This is a genomic window from Bradyrhizobium rifense, from assembly GCF_008123425.1.
GTDB classification, from domain to species: Bacteria; Pseudomonadota; Alphaproteobacteria; order Rhizobiales; family Xanthobacteraceae; genus Bradyrhizobium; species Bradyrhizobium rifense.
In genome coordinates this window covers 82,265-101,520 of sequence record NZ_VSSS01000016.1, presented here as the reverse complement: position 1 = coordinate 101,520, position 19,256 = coordinate 82,265, and the positions used below count along the sequence as shown (strand labels likewise).

General features: G+C 64.0%; 19 protein-coding genes. 17 read left to right on the top strand and 2 right to left on the bottom strand.

The features are described 5' to 3' along the window. Positions 1-178 precede the first annotated feature (178 nt). The 6 genes from FXB40_RS09900 to FXB40_RS09875 all read left to right on the top strand — a co-directional run bounded on the left by FXB40_RS09900 (position 179) and on the right by FXB40_RS09875 (position 3,390). Positions 179-544 carry a nuclear transport factor 2 family protein gene (locus FXB40_RS09900; RefSeq protein WP_148772016.1) on the top strand — a complete coding sequence of 122 codons (366 nt, stop codon included), beginning with the start codon at positions 179-181 and terminating at the stop codon, positions 542-544. Positions 545-646: 102 nt separating this feature from the next. Beyond that, complete coding sequence (locus FXB40_RS09895) at positions 647-1,054, top strand: YciI family protein (protein ID WP_148772015.1); 408 nt, start codon at positions 647-649, stop codon at positions 1,052-1,054. Positions 1,055-1,114: 60 nt separating this feature from the next. Continuing rightward, the gene (locus FXB40_RS09890) at positions 1,115-1,477 is read left to right on the top strand and encodes a YciI family protein (protein WP_148772014.1); all 363 of its coding nucleotides are present in this window, start codon (positions 1,115-1,117) and stop codon (positions 1,475-1,477) included. A gap of 91 nt (positions 1,478-1,568) precedes the next feature. Then, positions 1,569-2,309, top strand: coding sequence for a TetR/AcrR family transcriptional regulator (locus tag FXB40_RS09885; protein ID WP_148772013.1), 741 nt, complete (start codon positions 1,569-1,571; stop codon positions 2,307-2,309). A 119-nt stretch (positions 2,310-2,428) separates the two neighbouring features. Beyond that, complete coding sequence (locus FXB40_RS09880) at positions 2,429-2,920, top strand: DUF2852 domain-containing protein (protein WP_148772012.1); 492 nt, start codon at positions 2,429-2,431, stop codon at positions 2,918-2,920. 212 nt (positions 2,921-3,132) lie between these two features. Continuing rightward, entirely contained in the window at positions 3,133-3,390 is a 258-nt protein-coding gene (locus FXB40_RS09875) for a hypothetical protein (protein WP_148772011.1), read from the top strand. A gap of 121 nt (positions 3,391-3,511) precedes the next feature. Here FXB40_RS09875 and FXB40_RS09870 read toward each other — a convergent pair whose 3' ends face one another. After that, positions 3,512-4,675, bottom strand: coding sequence for an acyl-CoA desaturase (locus FXB40_RS09870; RefSeq protein ID WP_148772010.1), 1,164 nt, complete (start codon positions 4,673-4,675; stop codon positions 3,512-3,514). A gap of 313 nt (positions 4,676-4,988) precedes the next feature. On the opposite strand from FXB40_RS09870, the gene FXB40_RS09865 reads away from it, so the two are divergent. After that, a complete protein-coding gene (locus FXB40_RS09865; RefSeq protein ID WP_148772009.1) occupies positions 4,989-5,753 on the top strand; it encodes a serine acetyltransferase domain-containing protein in 765 nt (254 codons plus the stop codon). 37 nt (positions 5,754-5,790) lie between these two features. Next, positions 5,791-6,501: an SDR family NAD(P)-dependent oxidoreductase gene (locus FXB40_RS09860; protein WP_148772008.1), complete on the top strand. Its 711-nt coding sequence runs from the start codon at positions 5,791-5,793 to the stop codon at positions 6,499-6,501. Between the two features lie 74 nt (positions 6,502-6,575). On the opposite strand, the gene ggt is transcribed toward FXB40_RS09860, so the two are convergent. Next, positions 6,576-8,282 (bottom strand): gamma-glutamyltransferase, encoded by a 1,707-nt coding sequence (gene ggt, locus FXB40_RS09855; RefSeq protein WP_187436771.1) that lies wholly within the window; start codon positions 8,280-8,282, stop codon positions 6,576-6,578. Between the two features lie 509 nt (positions 8,283-8,791). Between ggt and tolQ the strand changes: the two genes are divergently transcribed. From tolQ to tilS, 9 genes are all read left to right on the top strand, one after another. Then, the gene (gene tolQ / locus FXB40_RS09850; RefSeq protein WP_148772007.1) at positions 8,792-9,508 is read left to right on the top strand and encodes a protein TolQ; all 717 of its coding nucleotides are present in this window, start codon (positions 8,792-8,794) and stop codon (positions 9,506-9,508) included. Positions 9,509-9,551: 43 nt separating this feature from the next. Beyond that, positions 9,552-10,004, top strand: a complete 453-nt coding sequence (gene tolR / locus FXB40_RS09845) for a protein TolR (protein WP_148772006.1) — start codon at positions 9,552-9,554, stop codon at positions 10,002-10,004. Between the two features lie 4 nt (positions 10,005-10,008). After that, the gene (locus FXB40_RS09840; RefSeq protein ID WP_148772005.1) at positions 10,009-10,977 is read left to right on the top strand and encodes a protein TolA; all 969 of its coding nucleotides are present in this window, start codon (positions 10,009-10,011) and stop codon (positions 10,975-10,977) included. 41 nt (positions 10,978-11,018) lie between these two features. After that, the gene (gene tolB, locus FXB40_RS09835; protein WP_148772129.1) at positions 11,019-12,368 is read left to right on the top strand and encodes a Tol-Pal system beta propeller repeat protein TolB; all 1,350 of its coding nucleotides are present in this window, start codon (positions 11,019-11,021) and stop codon (positions 12,366-12,368) included. Positions 12,369-12,615: 247 nt separating this feature from the next. Continuing rightward, positions 12,616-14,952: a putative bifunctional diguanylate cyclase/phosphodiesterase gene (locus FXB40_RS09830; RefSeq protein WP_148772004.1), complete on the top strand. Its 2,337-nt coding sequence runs from the start codon at positions 12,616-12,618 to the stop codon at positions 14,950-14,952. 168 nt (positions 14,953-15,120) lie between these two features. Beyond that, the gene (locus tag FXB40_RS09825; RefSeq protein ID WP_148772003.1) at positions 15,121-15,846 is read left to right on the top strand and encodes an N-acyl amino acid synthase FeeM domain-containing protein; all 726 of its coding nucleotides are present in this window, start codon (positions 15,121-15,123) and stop codon (positions 15,844-15,846) included. Between the two features lie 259 nt (positions 15,847-16,105). Beyond that, positions 16,106-16,594, top strand: coding sequence for a peptidoglycan-associated lipoprotein Pal (gene pal, locus FXB40_RS09820; RefSeq protein ID WP_148772002.1), 489 nt, complete (start codon positions 16,106-16,108; stop codon positions 16,592-16,594). A gap of 185 nt (positions 16,595-16,779) precedes the next feature. Then, positions 16,780-17,823 carry a tol-pal system protein YbgF gene (gene ybgF, locus FXB40_RS09815; RefSeq protein WP_148772001.1) on the top strand — a complete coding sequence of 348 codons (1,044 nt, stop codon included), beginning with the start codon at positions 16,780-16,782 and terminating at the stop codon, positions 17,821-17,823. Positions 17,824-17,906: 83 nt separating this feature from the next. Continuing rightward, positions 17,907-19,004, top strand: coding sequence for a tRNA lysidine(34) synthetase TilS (gene tilS, locus FXB40_RS09810; RefSeq protein WP_148772000.1), 1,098 nt, complete (start codon positions 17,907-17,909; stop codon positions 19,002-19,004). Positions 19,005-19,256 lie beyond the last annotated feature (252 nt).

Sequence of the window (19,256 nt, the reverse complement as noted above, 5' to 3'; positions counted from 1 at the left end):
TCACGAGCCTTCTGGTTTCATAAGCACAGCGCAATTCATAAAATGCGTACAGGCGGTCGTAGTTCTACGGGCGACTTTTTCGATATTTTCCGATGTGGATAGTGAAATCCGAGACTTGGATGTCGGATCCACCGCGCACCGATCGTCTTCTACTGGGCCGATCACGAAGGAAAGCGCGATGTACGAAGGCCGCGAGCTGCTCGTTCGAAACCTTTTCGCCGCCTATCTCGCCAACGATCGTCAACGGGTCAGCGATGCGCTCGCCGATGATTTCCGCTTCACCAGCCCGTTCGATGACGACCTCGACAAGGCCGCCTATTTCGAACGCTGCTGGCGTGACACCGGCTGGATCGCGCGCCACGAGATCGAGCGCGTCTTCGTCATCGGCGACGAGGCCTTCGTCACCTATCGTTGTCTGGCAACAGATAGCAGGAGTTTTCGCAACACCGAGTTCTTCACGTTCGCTGGCGGCAAGGTCCGCCGCATCGAGGTCTATTTCGGCGCTGCCTTCCAGGACGGCCGGTTCGTGCCGCAGCCGCGTTAGCGTTGCGCAATAACCTCCAAAATAATTTTCATACCCGTGTCGGTTCCGTAAAAGGGCGTTCGTCTTGTTAGGTAAGCACGGACGGTGAAGACAAGGACCCGCATGCGATTCATGATGCTGATGATACCGCTCGGTTACGAGACAGCACCGGCGGACGTGCAACTCGATCCCGAACGCGTCGCCGCGATGATGCGCTACAACGAGGCGCTGAAGGATGCCGGCGTGCTGATCACGCTGGACGGCCTGCATCCGCCGTCGATGGGCGCCCGCGTCTCGTTTGCGACCGGTGTGCCGATCGTGACCGACGGTCCCTTCGCTGAAGCCAAGGAAGTGCTGGGCGGCTACTGGATGATCGAGGTCGGCTCGCGTGCTGAGGCGATTGCCTGGGCGAAGAAGTGCCCGGCCTCGGCCAACGAGGTCATCGAGATTCGTCAGGTGCAGGAGATGGCCGACTTTTCGCCGGAAGTGCAGGAGGCTGCCGCCGGCTTTGGTGATCTGAAGAAGAAATGACCACGGCGGCCGCGGATAAATTCGCGGCCCTCGTCTATCCATCAACGAAGGGAGAGACCGATGAGCACCGATACCTACCTTGCCGTTTTCCTCGGCAGCAAGAACAGCCCGAAATGGACCGCATGGCACGCGATGTCCGAGGCGGAGCGCAAGGCGAAGGAGCAGGAGGGCATGGCTGCCTGGAAGGCTTGGGTCGAGAAGCACCAGGGCGCGATCCAGGCGATGGGCGGCCCGCTCGGCAAGACCAAGAAGGTCGACGCCGCCGGCATCGCCGACATCACCAACGAGCTGGGCGCCTTCACCGTGGTCCGCGCCGCGTCGCACGAGGCCGCCGCAAAGATGTTCGAGAACCACCCGCACTTCGCGATCTTTCCCGGCGAGCGCGTCGAGATCATGCCGGTACTGCCGATCCCGGCTGGCTAGGGCTGCCGCCCGGACTTGCGGAAAATACGGGTTCATCAAATCCGGCCCGCGCTAGTGACCTTGACGCCCGGCTCATGTAAAAGCCGTTCACATGAGCTGGCGCAAGGAAGAGCGCCGCGCCGAGCGCGGCTATCACCACGGCAATCTGAAGGAAGCCCTGTTGCAGGCTGCCCTCGGCCTGATCGCCGAGAAGGGCGCGGCCGGCTTCACCTTTGCCGATGCCGCGCGCATGGCCGGTGTCAGCGCGGCGGCGCCTTACCGGCATTTTCGCGACCGTGACGAGCTGTTGTCCTCGATCGCCCAACGCGGTTTTGAGCAGTTCGAAGCGCGTCTCACGGCAGCCTGGGATGATGGCCGCCCCGACACCGTCACCGCGTTCGAGCGCGTCGGCCGGGCCTATCTCGCCTTCGCCCGCGAGGAGCCGGCGTTCTACAACGCGATGTTCGAATCCGGCCTGCCTGTCGATGCCAATGCGGCGCTGCAGGCCGCAAGCGAGCGCGCATTTAACGTCATTCGCGCTGCCGCAGAGCGCCTGGCCGCGCTCGCCCCACCCGGTGCGCCGCGTCCGCCGGCGATGATGATGGCGCTGCATATCTGGTCGATGGCGCATGGCGTCGCCTCTCTGTTCTCGCGCGGGGATGCCGCGCGGCGAAAACTGCCGATGTCGCCGGATGAGCTGTTGGAGGCCGAGGTGCTGATCTATCTGCGCGGCCTCGGCTTCCCGACCGAGCGCAGGCCGCAGGCGAAAAGCGCCGAGCCGCCGCCGGTGCCGCCGGAGGCTCCCTCCGGTTCCGGCGTTCCGCCGGGCGGGCCCTGGGGCAAGCCGAAATAAAGTTGCGCAAATAATTCGGCCGACCTGTCAGGCCGCCAGCTTGACAAAATCGCGGGATGGTCTAGCTATGTAAATGTTATTTACATTCACAACGGCAGATGCCGTGATGGAGAAGGGAAATGGCCTACACCGCTGATGTCAATCGCTGGCGCGGCCCCTCGGACCAACAGCAACCATACGAGCGGCCGCACATGCTCGATACGCCATGGCATCCCGGCTGGATTGCCGTGACCATTCTCGGCTTCATCATCTGGTGGCCGATCGGACTTGCCCTTCTCTTTTTCACACTCGGGAGCAGAAAAATGGGTTGCTGGAGCCACCAGGATCGCTGGCAGAACAAGATGGAGCGGATGCAGTACAAGATGGACCGCATGCGCGGCCGCATGGAGCGCCGTGGTTTCGGCTTCGGCTTTGGTCCGCCGTCCTCCGGCAACCGCGCCTTCGACGAATACCGTACCGAGACGCTGCAGCGGCTCGAGGAGGAGCAGGTCGAATTCAAGAACTTCCTCGATCGCCTGCGCCACGCCAAGGACAAGGAAGAGTTCGACCAGTTCATGGCCCAGCACAAGACGCGTCCGACCCCGCCGCCGAACGACCAGCCGCAGGGTTGATACCTCTCAAAGCCTTCAGGCGCATGCCCCCAAAGTCCTGATGGCCCCGAGCCGCCCGCCTGCGCACCCCGCAGGCGGGCGGTTTGGTTTGGGGAGGGCGGTTAGGATCTGGATCTCGTCAGCGGCCGTACCGCCTGATGCCATAGAACCCGCTTCCCGCCAGGCGCGACTAAACCCCGACAGCGCGGCCCAGCGCGCCAACGGGGCCGACCATGACCAACGCCGAACGCAACCAGATCAACCAGCGCATCGCGCTGCTGGAGCGCGCCAGCGCGCTGTTCAGTCGGTTCGGGGGCTCCATTCCCGTGGCCATCGCATTTCTCAATCGATGGCCGACGCAGGTCGAACTCTATCCGGACTGGCAGGTCGGCGAGTCCTGGAAGTTCTTTCTGGCCAGCTTTCTCTATTTTCTCGCCAGCCTCGCGCTCGACCGCGCCATTATTTTCGCGAAAGCGGACCTCGACCCATGATCGTGCTCCGCGATTTTGCGCTCTTCATCCTGCCCGCTCTCATCGCTGCGGGCGGCTGGCTCTATGCGCTCAGCATGCGCAGGCAGACGCGGCCAAACCGCGTGCACGATGATCGCGAGCTTCAGCGCACCGTCACGAGCTGCGCGCGGACCGACGTCAGGAAGTGTTCGTAGGCGTGGTCGACGATCTCGTTGAGTGATCGCGTTCGCGCGAACATCGCCCTGGCTTCCGTGAGAAACTCGTCGCGGGTCGGTATCTTCGGCAGATGCAGATGTGTCAGCGCATCGACGCCGTCATGGGCGCGATTGAGGATGTCGTGCAGCGTCGGCAGTTGCAACTGGGCCAGATCGGCCCGGTGCAGCGCCGACGAGATCGCGTGCGCGAGTTTTGGCGCATCGAACCGCCCGGCAAGCTCGCGGGCCGCGCGATTGATGACCCGTGCGCCGAGCGGCTGCTCGTTGCGCAGTACCTGCTCGGGCGGTGCCTTCATGTTCCAGACGATTCCGAACCAGGACAGCACCTTCAGAACGTAATAGGTCACGTCGATTTCCCACCAGCGAAAGCCTTGGCGCACGCTGCTCTGGTAGGCGTGGTGATTGTTGTGCCAGCCTTCACCCATGGTGACCAACGCCAGCAGCCAGTTGTTGCGGGAATCGTCGCCTGTCACGTAGCGCTTGCGTCCATGCACGTGGGCGAGGGAATTGATGCAGAAGGTCGCGTGATAGACCAGCACCGTGCTCCACAGGAAGCCGACGACCAGACCCGACCAGCCAGCCACCAGGAAGCAGAGCACCGCAAGCGTCACGGCCGGCAGAAGCTCCAGCCGATGCAGCCACATCAGCTCCGGATAGACTGTGAGATCGCCGACTTTCACCAGGTCGGTCGCATCGTGCTCCCGGTAGAAAATCCAGCCGAGATGGCTGTACAGGAAGCCGCGCTGACGCGGCGAATGCACGTCCAATTCGGTATCGGAATGCAGATGATGATGCCGATGCTTGGCCGCCCACCACAACACGCTCTTCTGCGCGGTGCTTTGCGCAAGCCAGGCGAGGGCGAACTGAAACACCCGGCCGGTGGCAAAAGCCCTGTGCGAGAAATAGCGGTGGTAGCCTGCCCCGATCGCAAACATGCGCACGACGTAAAGCGCTCCGCAGATCGCGAGGGCCTGCCAGGTGACGCCTGTCCAGATGGCCGCAATGCAGCCGAGATGGACCAGAACGAACGGTATGGCGGAGGGGTACATGACGTCGTCGTGGTGGTCGTCGGCGGGCGCGTTGGGCGACATGTCTTGGCGTGACCTTGGGTGAGCGGGATTCGTTTTTTCGGCTGCGCCGACGGGCGCCGGGTACGAAAAACCCGCGGATGGCGGACCACCGCGGGGCTTGAACGAGACGCTTTACGTGGGCATCCCCGGCCGACGCAAGGTCGGCTGAAAGTTCGATGGATTATATGGTTGCGGGTGCCTGGCTTGCAAGCTCGTAACCTCACGGGGACCTGCGGCATGGTGCTCGGATAGCGACAGCGCCGCTGACGTGGCGCCCGGCTTGCCTACGGCCTATATTCGATACGTGAGTGTTAAGATACCGGAGGCGGCGACGATGGCAGCTGCGACCGCGACCAACGACAGTCTCTGGCAGACGATACGCGACGAGGCGCGGCGCGCGATGGCGGCCGATCCTGTCTTTGGCAAATCCCTTGCCGATGCCGTCCTCGTCCATGACGATTTTGGCGCCGCGCTAGCCGATCTGATCGGGCGCAGGCTTGGTGGTGATGCCACGGAGCGCGCGCGGTTCACCGCCTTTGCCCTCGACGCCTTTCGCGGCTCACCCGAATTGATCGAAGCGGCCGGCCGTGATTTGCAGGCCATCGTGCGCAGCGATCCAGCCATCGCCAGCCTGTTGGCGCCACTGCTGCATTTCAAGGGCTATGTCGCGCTGCAGGCCTGGCGCGTCTCGCACTGGCTCTGGCGTCACGACCATCGCGATGCAGCGTTGCTGTTTCAGAACGAGGCGTCGAACGTCCTGCAGGTCAGCATCCATCCGGCCGCGCAGATCGGCGCGTCCGTCTATCTCGACCATGCCACCGGCATCGTGATCGGCGCCAATGTCGTGATCGGCGACGAGGTCACGCTCCTGCAGAACGTCAGCATCGGCCGCAGCAGTGAACTGCCGACGCGCTCACCGCGCATCGGGCGCGGTGTCTATATCGGCGCCGGCGCGACCATTCTCGGCGACATCAGCATCGGTGATTTTGCAAAAATCGGCGCCGGCACGATCGTGACATCAGATGTGCCCGGCGGCTGCACCGCGGTCGGCAATCCCGCGCGGCTGACCAACTGCCCCGAGCCCGCATCAGTGGCGTGATTCACCCATCATCAGCTTTCAATCTTCGGAGCGTGCAATGAAGACGGCAATCGTGATCGGCGTGGGGCCGGAGCGCGGCCTTGGCGCCCAGCTCTGCAAGCGTTTTGCGGCCCAGGGGCTCAAGGTGATCGTCGCGGGCCGGACGCAGTCGGCGTTGCAGGCGGTCGTGGATGACATCGCGAAGGTCGGCGGCGCGGCCGTTCCGTTCGTCGCCGATGCGACCAAGGAGAGCGACATCACCGCCTTGTTCGATGCCGCCGGCGAAGACCTCGACCTTGCGATCTACAATGCCGGCAACAACACGCCGGGAAAGATCATCGAGATGGACGCCGAATATTTCGAGAATGCCTGGCGCGTGGTCTGCTTCGGCGGCTTCCTGTTCGGCCGCGAAGCGGTGCGCCGCATGGTGCCGAAGAAAACAGGAACGTTGCTCTTCACCGGCGCTAGCGCCTCGCTGCGCGGACGCTCCGGCTACGGCGCGTTCAACTCGGCCAAATCAGGCGTGCGCACGCTGGCGCAGGCCATGGCCAAGGAATATGCGGGAGACGGCATCCATGTCGGCCATGTCGTGGTCGACGGCGCGATCGCCGGCGACAAGATCTTCTCGCGCTTTCCCGACGCCGCGGGCCGCGAGGACAGCCTGATCAGCATCGAGGGCATCGTCGATGCCTTCGAATTCCTCTACCGCCAGCCCGAGCGGGCCTGGTCGTTCGAGCTCGACGTGCGAACCTCGAAGGAGAAGTGGTGAAGGGTGTGGATGGCGAATTAGGATTGGCGAATGCAGGCGGCCGCCTCTTCATTCGCTATTCGCCATTCGCCCCTTCAATACCCCGCCGCCAGCCCCGTGTTGCGGCGCGGATCGTTGGCACCGTAATAGCGGTTGTTGCCGACTTGCTTGCCGTCGAGCGACGGCGCGCCGACGATGATAACCGCGAGATGGTTCGCCGGTTGCGGCGGCCCGAACTTGTGGCCCATGCCCTCCAGAATCTTGCGCGTGTCCGGAGACAGGGCGTAGTTCTCGACATTGGTCAGGTCCGGCAACCATTGCTGGTGGATGCGCGGCATGTCGACGGCTTCCTGCGCGTCCATGCCGTAGTCGATCGCGTTGATCATCGTCTGCAGGACTGCCGTGATGATCCGGCTGCCGCCGGGGGTGCCCACCACCATGACGGTCTTGCCGTCTTTGGTGACGATGGTCGGGCTCATCGAGGATAGCGGCCGCTTTCCGGGAGCAATGGCGTTGGCCTCGCCCTGTACCAGGCCATACAGGTTCGGTACCCCGACCTTGGCCGTGAAGTCGTCCATTTCATCGTTCAGCAGCACACCGGTCGTTGCCGCCGTCACCTTGGCTCCGAACCAGTCGTTCAGCGTGTACGTCACCGATACCGCGTTGCCGTCCTTGTCAGCGATTGAATAATGCGTCGTGTTGGTGCCCTCGTGTGGCGCGACGCCCGGCTTGATGTCCTTGGAGATTCCGGCCTTGTTCGGATCGATCACGGCGCGGATCTTGGCCGCGTAGGCCTTGTCGAGCAGGCGATCGAGCGGATTCTTCACGAAGTCGGGATCACCGAGGTAACTGTTGCGGTCGACGTAAGCGTGCCGCATGGCTTCGATCTGCACGTGCACGGCCTGCGCGGAGTGATAGCCCAGCTCCTTCAGCGGATAGCCCTCCAGGATATTCAGGATCTCGCAGATGATAACGCCGCCCGAGCTCGGCGGCGGTGCGGAGACCACGTGATAGCCGCGATAATCGCATTCGACGGGCGCGAGCTCGCGCGTTTTGTAACTGTTGAGGTCGTCTTGCGTCAGCAGCCCTTTGCCGGCCTGGCTTGACGCCACGATAGCGCTGCCGACCCAGCCTTTGTAGAAGCCGTCAGTGCCCTTGCTGCTGATCTCGCGCAGGGTTTTCGCCAGTTCGGATTGCACGAGCCTGTCGCCCACGCTGAACGGCTGGCCATTGTTGAGAAATATGGCGCTCGATGCCGGATCGTCCTTGAAATCGTCGGTTGCCGTGCGCAGCAGGTCGATGTCGCCTTGGTCGAGCACAAATCCCTGTTCGGCGAGCTGGATTGCGGGGGCAAGGAGGTCGGCGCGTTTCATCGTGCCGTACTTTTCGCGCGCATACTCCATGCCCGAGACTGATCCTGGCACACCTACGGCCAGATGCCCCTTGGTCGAGATGCCCTTGATGACGTTGCCGTCCTTGTCGAGATACATGTTGGCGGTCGCAGCCTTTGGCGCCGTCTCGCGGAAATCGAGGAACGTCTTGCGGCCGTCGGCAAGCTGGATCGTCATGAAGCCGCCACCACCGAGATTGCCGGCTGCCGGATAAGCCACTGCAAGGGCATAACCGACGGCCACGGCGGCATCGACGGCGTTGCCGCCGCGCTTGAGCACCTCCACGCCGACCTGTGTCGCCAGATGTTGCGCGGACACGACCATGCCGTTTTCCGCCGGGATCGGTGCGACTGAGGCCGCGCGTGCAGAGCTGAATGTAACGAGGCTGACCGATACGATCGCGGCGGTCATCCACCGCAGGCTTGTTCCCGCATTCTGCACGGCGTGCTCCCTTGGCGAGGCCGTCTGTTCCGGCCCTTGTTGGTTGATGCAAGTGCAGCCTATCAGGCGGAGTCTGTCGGGCAAATCAGTGAGGGGGAGGGAACCGACCGTGTTCCGGGGCCGCACCTTCCACCCCCGGTAACGCCACGCGACACCATGTCTCGCACCCGGCACGTCCCCCATCCCCCTGCGCTGCCTGCCTTTCCCGCAGCCAAATTTGTCGCTGGTAACCCGGCATTAACCATCGCCGGGCTCTGGTAATGATGGACAATCGCGCCCGGAGCTGTCGTCGAGGCCCTTAGTTTTGACATCTTGGCAGGGAATGCAGGCGGCGGCTTTGGATGAGCCCCTGCACCCCAGAAAGACAAGGCTTTGAGCGGGCTTGCCGGCCGCGCCGGTTCTAGCGCGGCTGTTGGGGAACCGGCAGCCATTTAGCTCGCCGGGACATAGATAACGATCGCCTTGAGAGGATACTGCTGATGAATCCGGCCGACGTGGCTCAGTCCGCCCTTCCGGTTGCCGCCTCCGCCGACGTGTCGCTGATCGCGCTGTTCTGGCAGGCTCACTGGATCGTGAAATGCGTCATGCTGGGCCTGCTGTCCTGCTCGGTCTGGGTCTGGGCCATCGCGATCGACAAGATCTTCCTCTATGCCCGCACCCGCCGCTCGATGGACCGCTTCGAGCAGGCGTTCTGGTCCGGCGAGTCGATCGAGGATCTCTATCGCACGCTCTCGGCCAAGCCGACCCATTCCATGGCGGCCTGTTTCGTCGCGGCGATGCGTGAATGGAAGCGCTCTTTCGAGAGCCACGCCCGCTCGGTCGCCGGCCTGCAGATGCGGATCGACAAGGTCATGAACGTCTCGATCTCCCGCGAGGTCGAGCGGCTGGAACGCCGGCTCCTGGTGCTCGCGACCGTCGGCTCTGCCGGCCCCTTTGTCGGCCTGTTCGGCACGGTCTGGGGCATCATGTCGAGCTTCCAGTCGATCGCGGCGTCGAAAAATACCTCTCTGGCGGTGGTGGCGCCCGGCATCGCGGAAGCGCTGTTTGCGACCGCGGTCGGCCTTATCGCCGCCATTCCTGCCACTATTTTCTACAATAAGTTCACTTCCGAGGTGAACCGGCAGGCCCAGCGGCTCGAGGGCTTCGCTGATGAATTTTCAGCCATTTTGTCCCGTCAGATCGACGAGCGGGGCTGACGGACGGCATGTATAGTGTGAAGGCGAGATTGGGCACCAAGCCATGGGCATGAACGCAGCCAGTTCGTCCGGAGGCGGCGGCCGCCGGAGCCGGCGCAAGCCGGTCATGGCCGAGATCAACGTCACGCCGATGGTCGACGTGATGCTGGTGCTGCTCATCATCTTCATGGTGTCGGCGCCGCTTTTGACCGTGGGCGTGCCGCTCGACCTGCCGCAGACCCAGGCCAAGAGCCTGGAGACGAACGATCAGAAGCCGATCCAGATGTCGGTCGACATCAAGGGCAAGGTGTTCATCAACGATACCGAGATTGCTCTGAACGAGCTGATCCCGAAGTTGAAGGCGATCACGGACGCGCGCGGCGGACTCGAGGAGCGTATCTATCTGCGGGCCGACAAGAAGGCGGATTACGGCACCGTGGCCAAGGTGATGGGCCAGTTGTCGGGGGCGGGCTTCAAGAAGCTGGCGCTCGTCACGGAAGCGGATCAGGGGTCCTAAGCCGGTGAAGGTGAACGTCGACAAGACACTCGTTGCGTCGATTGTCCTCCACGTCCTCGTGATTGGGTGGGGGCTGCTCACCTTTAGCAGCAAGGCCTTCATCGCGCCGGAAGAGTCGCTGCCGATCGACATCATTTCCACTGACCAGCTCGCGCAGATCACCAACGGGCAGAAGACCGGCAAGAAGGAAGAGCCGAAGCCCAAGGTCGAGAAGATCGCCGAGGCCAAGCCCGAGGAAGATTCCGTCGGCAAGGTCACCGAGAAGAAAGAGCTGATCAAGACCACCTCGACCCCCGATACGCCGCCGCCGCCGCCGAAGCCTGTCGAAAAGCCGGTCGAGAAGAAGCCCGATCCGCCGAAGCCGGTCGCCGAGGCCAAGCCGAAGGAAGAGCCGAAGCCGCAGGAGAAGAAGCCTGATCCGGCCAAGGAAGATCCGATTGCGGAGCTCCAGAAGAAGCTGGACACCAAGAAGCCGCCGCCCAAGCCTGTGGAGCAGAAGGTTGCGGCGGTACAGCCGCAGCAGCAGCCGAAGCCCAAGGAGCGCAGCTTCGACCCCGCGCAGATTGCCCGAGACCTCGACAAGCGCGCTGCGACCCGGCACGAGCTCACCGGCACGGCGCTGAATGCGTCCGCTTCGTTGGGCTCGACGTCCGGGACAGCCGCCAACAATGTCGCGACCTGGCAAGGTGCATTCCAGGGCGCGGTCAAGCGCTGCTTCACGCCTACCTATAACGGGCAGGACGCCAATCTGTACGAAGCCGACATCGACATTCCCATGAGGGTCGACGGATCGCTGGCGTCGGAGCCGGTCATCGTCGCGGTGCGAGGACCGTCGCGGTCGATCGCCCAGGCGGTGGCGGAGAGTGCCAAGCGCGCCATCGTGCAGTGCCAGGTCTATTCGTTCCTGCCCAAGCAGCAATACGATAGCTGGAAGCTCATTCCGATGACTTTCGGCCTGAAAGACATGTTGTGACATCCGAACAAAAGAATTTTCCGATGAATGACGTTCGATCGATGAATCGCCGCCGCTTCATGACCCTGACCGGATCGGGGCTCGCGATGCTCGGAGGCGGACGCGCCTTCGCGCAGCAGCCGCAGGGGCGGCTCCGCATCGATCCTACGGAGTTTCGTCCGATTCCGATCGCGATCACCAATTTCGTGCCGGGCTCGCCCGCCGACGGCGATGTCAGCAACGGCGTTACGCAAGTCATCACCAACAATCTGAAGCGCTCGGGCCTGTTTGCCCCGATCGACCAGGCCGCCTTCATCGAGCGCATCAGCAACATCGACGTCGCGCCGCAATTCCAGAACTGGAAGACGCTCAACGCGCAGGCCCTCGTCACAGGCCGTATGACGAGGCAGCCGGACGGCCGGCTCAAGGCCGAATTCCGCCTGTGGGACGTGGTCACCGGCCAGCAGCTCGCCGGCCAGCAATATTTCACCTCGCCGGAATATTGGCGCCGCATCGCCCACATCATCTCCGACCAGATCTACGAGCAGATGACAGGCGAAAAGGGCTATTTCGACAGCCGCGTCGTGTTCGTCGACGAGACCGGGCCGAAGGAGCGCCGTGTCAAGCGGCTGGCGATGATGGACCAGGACGGCGCCAACGTGCGCTACCTGACCCGCGGCGCCGACCTCGTGCTGACGCCGCGCTTCTCGCCGAACTCGCAAGAGATCACCTATATGGAGTTCGGGCAGGGCGATCCGAAGGTCTATCTCTTCAACATCGAGACCGGCCAGCGCGAGATCGTCGGCAATTTCCCGGGCATGACCTTTGCGCCGCGCTTCTCGCCGGACGGTCAGCGCGTCATCATGAGCTTGCAGCAGGGCGGCAATTCCAACCTGTTCGTGATGGATTTGCGCTCGCGCTCGACCACGCGCCTCACCGACACGCCGGCGATCGACACGTCTCCGTCCTACTCGCCGGACGGCACCCGCATCTGTTTCGAGTCCGACCGCGGCGGCAGGTCGCAGATCTATGTGATGGCGGCGGGCGGCGGACAGGCGCAGCGCATCTCCTTCTCCAAGGACGACAACAACGCCACCTATTCGACACCGGTGTGGTCGCCGCGAGGCGATTACATCGCCTTCACCCGGCAGGGCGGCGGGCAGTTCTCGATCGGCGTCATGAAGCCGGACGGCTCCGGCGAGCGGCTCCTCACCTCCGGCTATCACAATGAGGGCCCGACCTTCTCGCCGAACGGCCGCGTGCTGATGTTCTTCCGCGATCCCGGTGGCAATGGCGGACCGTCGCTGTTCTCCGTCGACATCTCCGGCCGCAACGAGTTGAAGGTGCCGACGCCGGGCTTCGCCTCCGATCCGGCGTGGTCGCCGCTGCTGTCCGCGACCGCGGGCCAATAGGTCGATCGCGCGTTTGCAACGCGCGATGTTTTTTCGAAAAAAAAGCGCCGATTTTTCGGGTTTCTGCATGCGCGGCAAGCTTTCCTTCACCTTGCGCCCGGCAAGGCTTGCCTAGTTGCTTGATATCTCAGCAGAAACAGTTTCGCTATTGCCGAAAAACAACTCGACTTTAACGATGTTCCCTCAGAAAGGCTTCATCTGGTGTGGGTAAAAGTACGCGCCAAACAGGACGCGCGTACAAACGAAGATGCAGTTCGCAAGCCAGACCGGAAAATCCGATCGAGGACAGGCCGCGCCCCCGGTGTCGGCGGCGCTGAATGATTCCCTGTTCGAAGCACCCGGTCCGCTGTTTGCGGGTATCGTCTTCGTCGCGATCGGCGCCGCCATCACGGCGCTGAGGACCGGACAAACTCTGACCTGGGCCACCGTGGCGCTGATCATCCTGGCCGGAGCTCTCCGGTTGTTCGATCTGCGGCGCTTCCTGCCGCGCAAAGCGACCCTGACCGCCGAAGAGGCTGTGGTCTGGCAAAGGCGCTATCTGACGGGCGCGCTGATCCAGGCCGCTGCCATTGGAACATGGTGCGCGCTCGCTCTGGTGAGCACTGACGACGCCGTCGTCCACATGATCGCGCTCTCCATCACCACCGGGATCGTCGGGGGAGGCGCCGGACGAGCTTACGGGCGGCCATCGATCTACCATCTGCAGGCCGGCCTCATGTTCGGTCCCGCCGTCATCGCGCTGGCGTCGTGGGGCACGCCCTACTACATCGCCATGTCCGTCGTGAGCGCCGCATTCCTGCTGGCGATCATGCAGCTCTCGGCCAACCTGCACAGAATATTCATGCGCGCCGTTGTCGCCCGTGAGCGCGAAGCCGCGCTCGCCGGCCAGTTCGATACCGCCCTGAACAACATGCCGCACGGTCTGTGCATGTTCCGCGTCGACAGGCAGCTCGCGGTGATGAATCACCGGTTCAGCGAGATGCTGGACCTCCCCGACGATCTCGCCAGGAACGGCATCTGCGCGCGTGACATCCTGGCCGCGTGCGTCAGCTCCGGCTCCATCTCGGCCGCGAGCGGCGAGATGATCGTCACCGAGATCGAGAATTCGCATGCGAACGAGATCGTGACCGTCGATCCCGACGCGGAGAGAAACCGGTCATTGTCCTGGACGGTCCAGCCGATGGCCGACGGCGGCGCGGTGCTGCTGCTCGAGGACGTGACCGAGCGGCGCAATGCCGAGGAAAAGATCACCCATCTTGCCCGTTACGACGAATTGACGGCGCTCCCCAACCGCGTCCATTTCCGCAACGAGATCGAATCCCTGCTGGCAGCCTCGCGTCATTCCGACCGGCTCTCCGCGCTGCTGTTCGTCGACCTCGACCAGTTCAAGCAGGTCAACGACACGCTCGGCCATCCCTGCGGCGACCAGCTCCTCTGTGCGGTGGCCAACCGCCTGCGCGAGATGCTGCGGCCCGAGGATTTCGTCGCCCGCTTCGGCGGCGACGAGTTCGTCGTGTTCCAGCAGAACATCAACGCGGCCGAGGATGCCGCGAGCCTTTCCCGCCGCATCGTCGAGCGCCTGAGCGAGCGCTACCGGATCGACAATCACCTGGTCGAGATCGGTGCCAGCGTCGGCATCGCGCTGACCTCGCCGGAGGGCGTCAGCGCCGACACGCTGCTCAAGAATGCCGACATGGCGCTCTACCGCGCCAAGGCCGACGGACGCGGCACCTTCTGCTTCTTCCGCGACGAGATGGCGGCCACCGTCGAGGCCCGCCGCATCCTCGAGCTCGACCTGCGCAAGGCGCTCGCCAACGAGGAGTTCGAGCTGTTCTACCAGCCGCTGGTCAATCTGAAGTCCGGCAAGATCAGCACCTGCGAAGCGCTGCTGCGCTGGAATCATCCGGTGCGCGGCACGGTCTCGCCGGTCGATATCATCCCGGTCGCCGAGGACATGGGCCTGATCGTCGATCTCGGCCGCTGGATCCTGCGCCGCGCCTGCATGGAATGCATGAAGTGGCCGGAGGGCGTCAGCGTCGCCGTTAACTTCTCGCCGCAGCAATTCCACCAGCGCGACGTGCTGAGCGAGATCCGCTACGCGCTCGAAGTGTCAGGCCTGCCGGCGCACCGCCTGGAGATCGAGATCACCGAATCCTCGCTGCTGCGCAACACCCAGCTCACCCACGACATCCTGTCGCAGCTGCATGCGCTCGGCGTGCGCATCTCGCTGGACGATTTCGGCACCGGCTATTCGAGCCTCAGCTATCTGCACAACTTCCCGATGCAGAAGGTCAAGATCGACCGCTCCTTCCTCGAGGGCATCGACACCGACCGCCCGCTGACGCTGTTGCGCGGCGTTGCGCGGCTGTCCGCCGACCTCGGCATGGCGGTCGTGGTCGAGGGCATCGAGACCAACGAGCAGCTTGAGCTGGTCAGCGCGGACGGCACCGTCTCCGAAGGGCAGGGCTACCTGTTCAGCCGGCCGGTTCCGGCCGTCCGGATCCGTCAGTTGCTCGACGCCTCGCATGGCCGCCGTCTCGGAGACGCTCAGATCGTCTCGATCTCGTCGCGGTCGTTTGGTTAGCGTCGCGCTCCCGACCGTCGCCATTTCCTCAATATTTCCTTGTGTTTCCCCGGGTTTTTGCGGGCCATAATCCTTAACCCTAACAGTTCGAACCCTTTGCAATTCGGTTAAGGAGTCATTAATCTTGCCCATACTCGCGGAAGTTGCTCGCGAGGGCGGGAGTATCAGATGAAGTCAGCCGAGCCGCGCGCGCCGCTCGAAATTCGAGGGGCAGGGTTGTTCGACCGGCTCGATTATCGCCTCGTCGAAACCCCCGAGGATCGCGATGCGGTCTACGCGATGCGCTACCGGGCCTACCTGCACGGCGGGCTGATCTCGCCGAACGCGTCTCAGCGGATCATCGACACGTACGACGATGCACCCAACGCCTGGATCTTCGGAATCTATCTCGACGGCGAACTCTGCAGTTCTCTCCGCCTCCACGTCCTGACGTCAGAATGGCGGATGTCCTACACCACGGAATTGTTCGGCGATGTTCTCAACTCTCGCCTGGATCGAGGCGAGGTTTTCGTCGATCCCGCGCGTTTTGCGGCAGATCCGGACAAGAGCCAGCGATTTCACGAGCTCCCTTATCTGACGCTGCGGCTGGCCTATCTGGCCTGCGATCATTTTAATGCCGATCTCGGACTTGCGATGGTGCGTACGGATCACCAGGCGTTTTATCGCCGGATCTTCCTGCATGAGACCCTCACGGAGCCGCGTCCGTTCCCGGGCTGGCATTCGAGGCAGGTGGTCCTGATGGCCTCCGATTTCGCCAAGCTTCGCGAGCGGGTCCTGACGCGCTTTCCCATCATGCGCTCGAGCGCCTTCGAGCGACGGATGCTGTTCGATCGTGCCGGCCAGACCCAGGCTGTGTCCCGGCCTATGCTCGTTCCGGCGGCCACCGTGGCCTGATCGGCTGACGCGCCGGTTCCCGCCAAAGTCCCCGCAAAGGCCCAAAATTCCAGCAGAGCCGGGGATTTTGCCGGCTAACGCGGCTTGCCTTCACCCTCGCGCCACATTTACAACCCATTAACCATGGCGGGTGCTTTTCGCTGGTTGGGGGCATTTGACCGGCTGAGGCAAGGTTCCGTCAAGGTTGACGGAACGTTCGCTTAACCAACCCCCTGTAGACCGGACAGCAGTGGACGAACGTGAGCGTGGAGGCTCCGGAATGAAATATCCTATGCGTATCCTCCAGGGATTGAAGCTGGCCGCGGTGGTTGCCATCGCACTGTCGATGGGCGCCTGCGCCAAGCAGAACGCGGGACTGGATGCGAACGCGAGCGCGGCGACGCCGGGCAGCCAGCAGGACTTCGTGGTGAACGTGGGCGACCGCGTGTTCTTCGAGAGCGACCAGACCGATCTGACCCCGCAGGCGATCGTGACCCTCGAGAAGCAGGCGCAGTGGCTGCAGACCTATCCGCGCTACTCCTTCACCATCGAAGGTCACGCCGACGAGCGCGGCACTCGCGAATACAACATCGCACTCGGCGCCCGCCGCGCCCAGTCGGTGCGCTCGTTCCTCGCCTCGCGCGGTATCGATGCGAACCGCATGCGCACGATCTCCTACGGCAAAGAGCGCCCGGTGGCCGTGTGTAACGACATCTCCTGCTGGTCGCAGAACCGTCGCGCTGTGACCGTGCTGAACGCGAGCTCCTGACGTTCAGTCAGCCGCTGTTCATCTTCAGAAACCGATTATGCCGGCGCCCTCTCGGGCGCCGGTTTTCGTTTCAGCGATCTGTGACAGAAACCCCGTGGTGCCAGCCACATTTTTGGCGTACTGCCTTTCAAAGTGTGGCGCGTCGCATGTTCCGTCGCAGATTTCGTTTTCGTCGTCAGGGCAAGATGTCATCCAGATTCAAGGCAATTACCGGCACCGTGGCGATCGCCACGCTGCTCTCTTTGTGCGCGCCCGTATTCGCCCAGTCGGACGATGATCCCGAGATGCGGATCGAGCGGCTGGAGAACCAGCTGCGCCAGCTCACCGGCCAGAACGAAGAGCTGCAATTTCGCAACCGCCAGCTCGAGGATCGCATCCGACAGCTCGAGGGTGGCGCGCAAGGCGCGGCTCCCGGCCAGGCTCCCAGCGTCGCGGCCGTGCCGCCCGCTCAGGTCGCCCCTGGCTATCGCCAGCAGCCTCCGCAGCAGCAGGCCGCGCAGCCGAATTACGAGCAGCCGCAGATCGCTGCTCCCGCCCCGATCGTTCAGGAGCAGCCGGGTCCCGGCGCACCCGGCACGCGCCGTCGTGGCGATGCGTTCGACCCGAGCCAGACTCCGAATGCGCCTGGCGCGCCGCGCGCACTCGGTGGCGGTCAGCAACCGATGTCTGCGGGGGCTCAGGGCGGCGCGCCCGGTGGCCGCGCCCCCGGCGAACCGCTCGACCTCAACAACAATGGCGGCCGCTATCCGCAGGCCGCAGCGCCTGCGCAGCCGGGCTATCCGCCGGCTCAGTCGGGCTATCCGCCGCCGGCCGCCGGCGCCGGCGTCGCGACGCTGCCGCCCTCGGCGACGCCGCGCGACGAGTTCGATCTCGGCATCGGCTATATGCAGCGCAAGGACTATGCGCTTGCCGAGCAGACCATGAAGAGCTTTGCGGCGAAATATCCGAGCGACCCACTGCTTGGCGACGCGCAATACTGGCTCGGCGAAAGCTATTTCCAGCGCCAGCAATATCGCGACTCGGCGGAGGCCTTCCTCGCCGTCACCACCAAATATGACAAATCGGCCAAGGCGCCGGATGCGCTGCTGCGGCTCGGCCAGTCGCTCGCCGCGCTGAAGGAGAAGGAAGCCGCCTGCGCAGCCTTCGGCGAGGTCGGCCGCAAATATCCGCGCGCGTCCGCCGGCGTCAAAGCCGCGGTGGATCGCGAGCAGAAGCGGGTAAAGTGCTGATCTGCGGCGGCGATCGCTGACAAGGCGGATGGCGCTGCGCTAAAATTGCGCCCGCCATTCACTGGCGATTGCTGGGCCGCGTCATGTCAGACGACGACAATTCTCCGATCTCCGCACGTGCGGCGAAGCAGCTCTTCGCCGAGCTGAAGGCTGCGCCGGCACTGGTGCTCGCGGTCTCAGGCGGGCCCGACTCGGTCGCGCTGATGTGGCTCGCCGCGCGCTGGCGGCGCGGCCTCGCGCGCGGCCCGGAGCTCACCGTCGTCACCGTCGATCATGGCCTGCGGGCGGAGGCGGCGCGTGAGGCGCGTGAGGTCAAGCGGCTCGCGGCCGAACTTGGATTGACGCATCGGACCCTGCGCTGGCGCGGCGCCAAGCCTGCAACGGGATTGCCGGCCGCCGCGCGCGAAGCCCGCTACCGCCTGCTTGCGCAGGCCGCGCGCTCAGCCGGCGCGAGCCATGTGCTGACAGCGCATACCCGCGACGACCAGGCCGAGACCCTGTTGATGCGGCTGCTCCGCGGCAGCGGCATCGCAGGTCTCTCGGCAATGGCGCGCCTTTCGACACGCGACGGCCTCGTGCTGGCGCGCCCGTTGCTCGACGTGCCGAAATCGCAGCTCATCGCGACTCTGAAGCGGGCCAGGATCGCCTTCGCCGACGATCCCACCAATCGCGACGCGGCCTTCACGCGGCCGCGGTTGCGGGTGCTGCTGCCGCAGCTCGCAGCCGAGGGCGGCGATGCCCGCACGCTGGCCCGGCTGTCGGCGCGGCTCGCCCGGGCGAACGCGGCGGTCGAAGTGCTGACCGACGGCGCCGAGCGCTTCCTCCGTTTGCGGGATCGCGGCGATGCGCCGCAGCCGGGCGTTCGTAGTTTCGAGGCCGCAGCCTTCGCCACCCTGCCGGAGGAAGTCCGGCTGCGGCTCCTGCTGCGGGCCATTGACGCGCTCGGGCACGAGGGGCCGGCGGAACTCGGCAAGGTCGAGACCCTGCTGGCCGCGCTCGATCAGGCCATGTTCGATCAGGGCGCGGCGGCTCGCTCCCGTGCGCCTGCACATGGCCGTGCCATCCTGAAGCAGACCCTGGCGGGAGCCTTGATCAGCCTTGCCGGGGGGCGTATCCACATCGCGCCTGCGCCGGTCCGGCGGTCCCAAACAAACCAAAAAGGGGGCCTGAAGGGCGGATGAGGGCGGATCATGACACCGGTCGTTTCAGCCGGACACCGTCAGGACACCTTAACCAGGCAGGAAAAACCCCGGCCTTGATGCCATTATTTCAGCGGGAATCGCTCTAAGATGGGATAAATAGTCCCATCTCGTTCCCTTGGCAGCGACCGGGGCGGCACCTAAATTGTATCCGTCTAACAGAGAGGATTCCTTGGGGATTTCCTCGTACTGCCCAAACAACGACCCTAGATAACGACCCAAGGATCAGGCCGC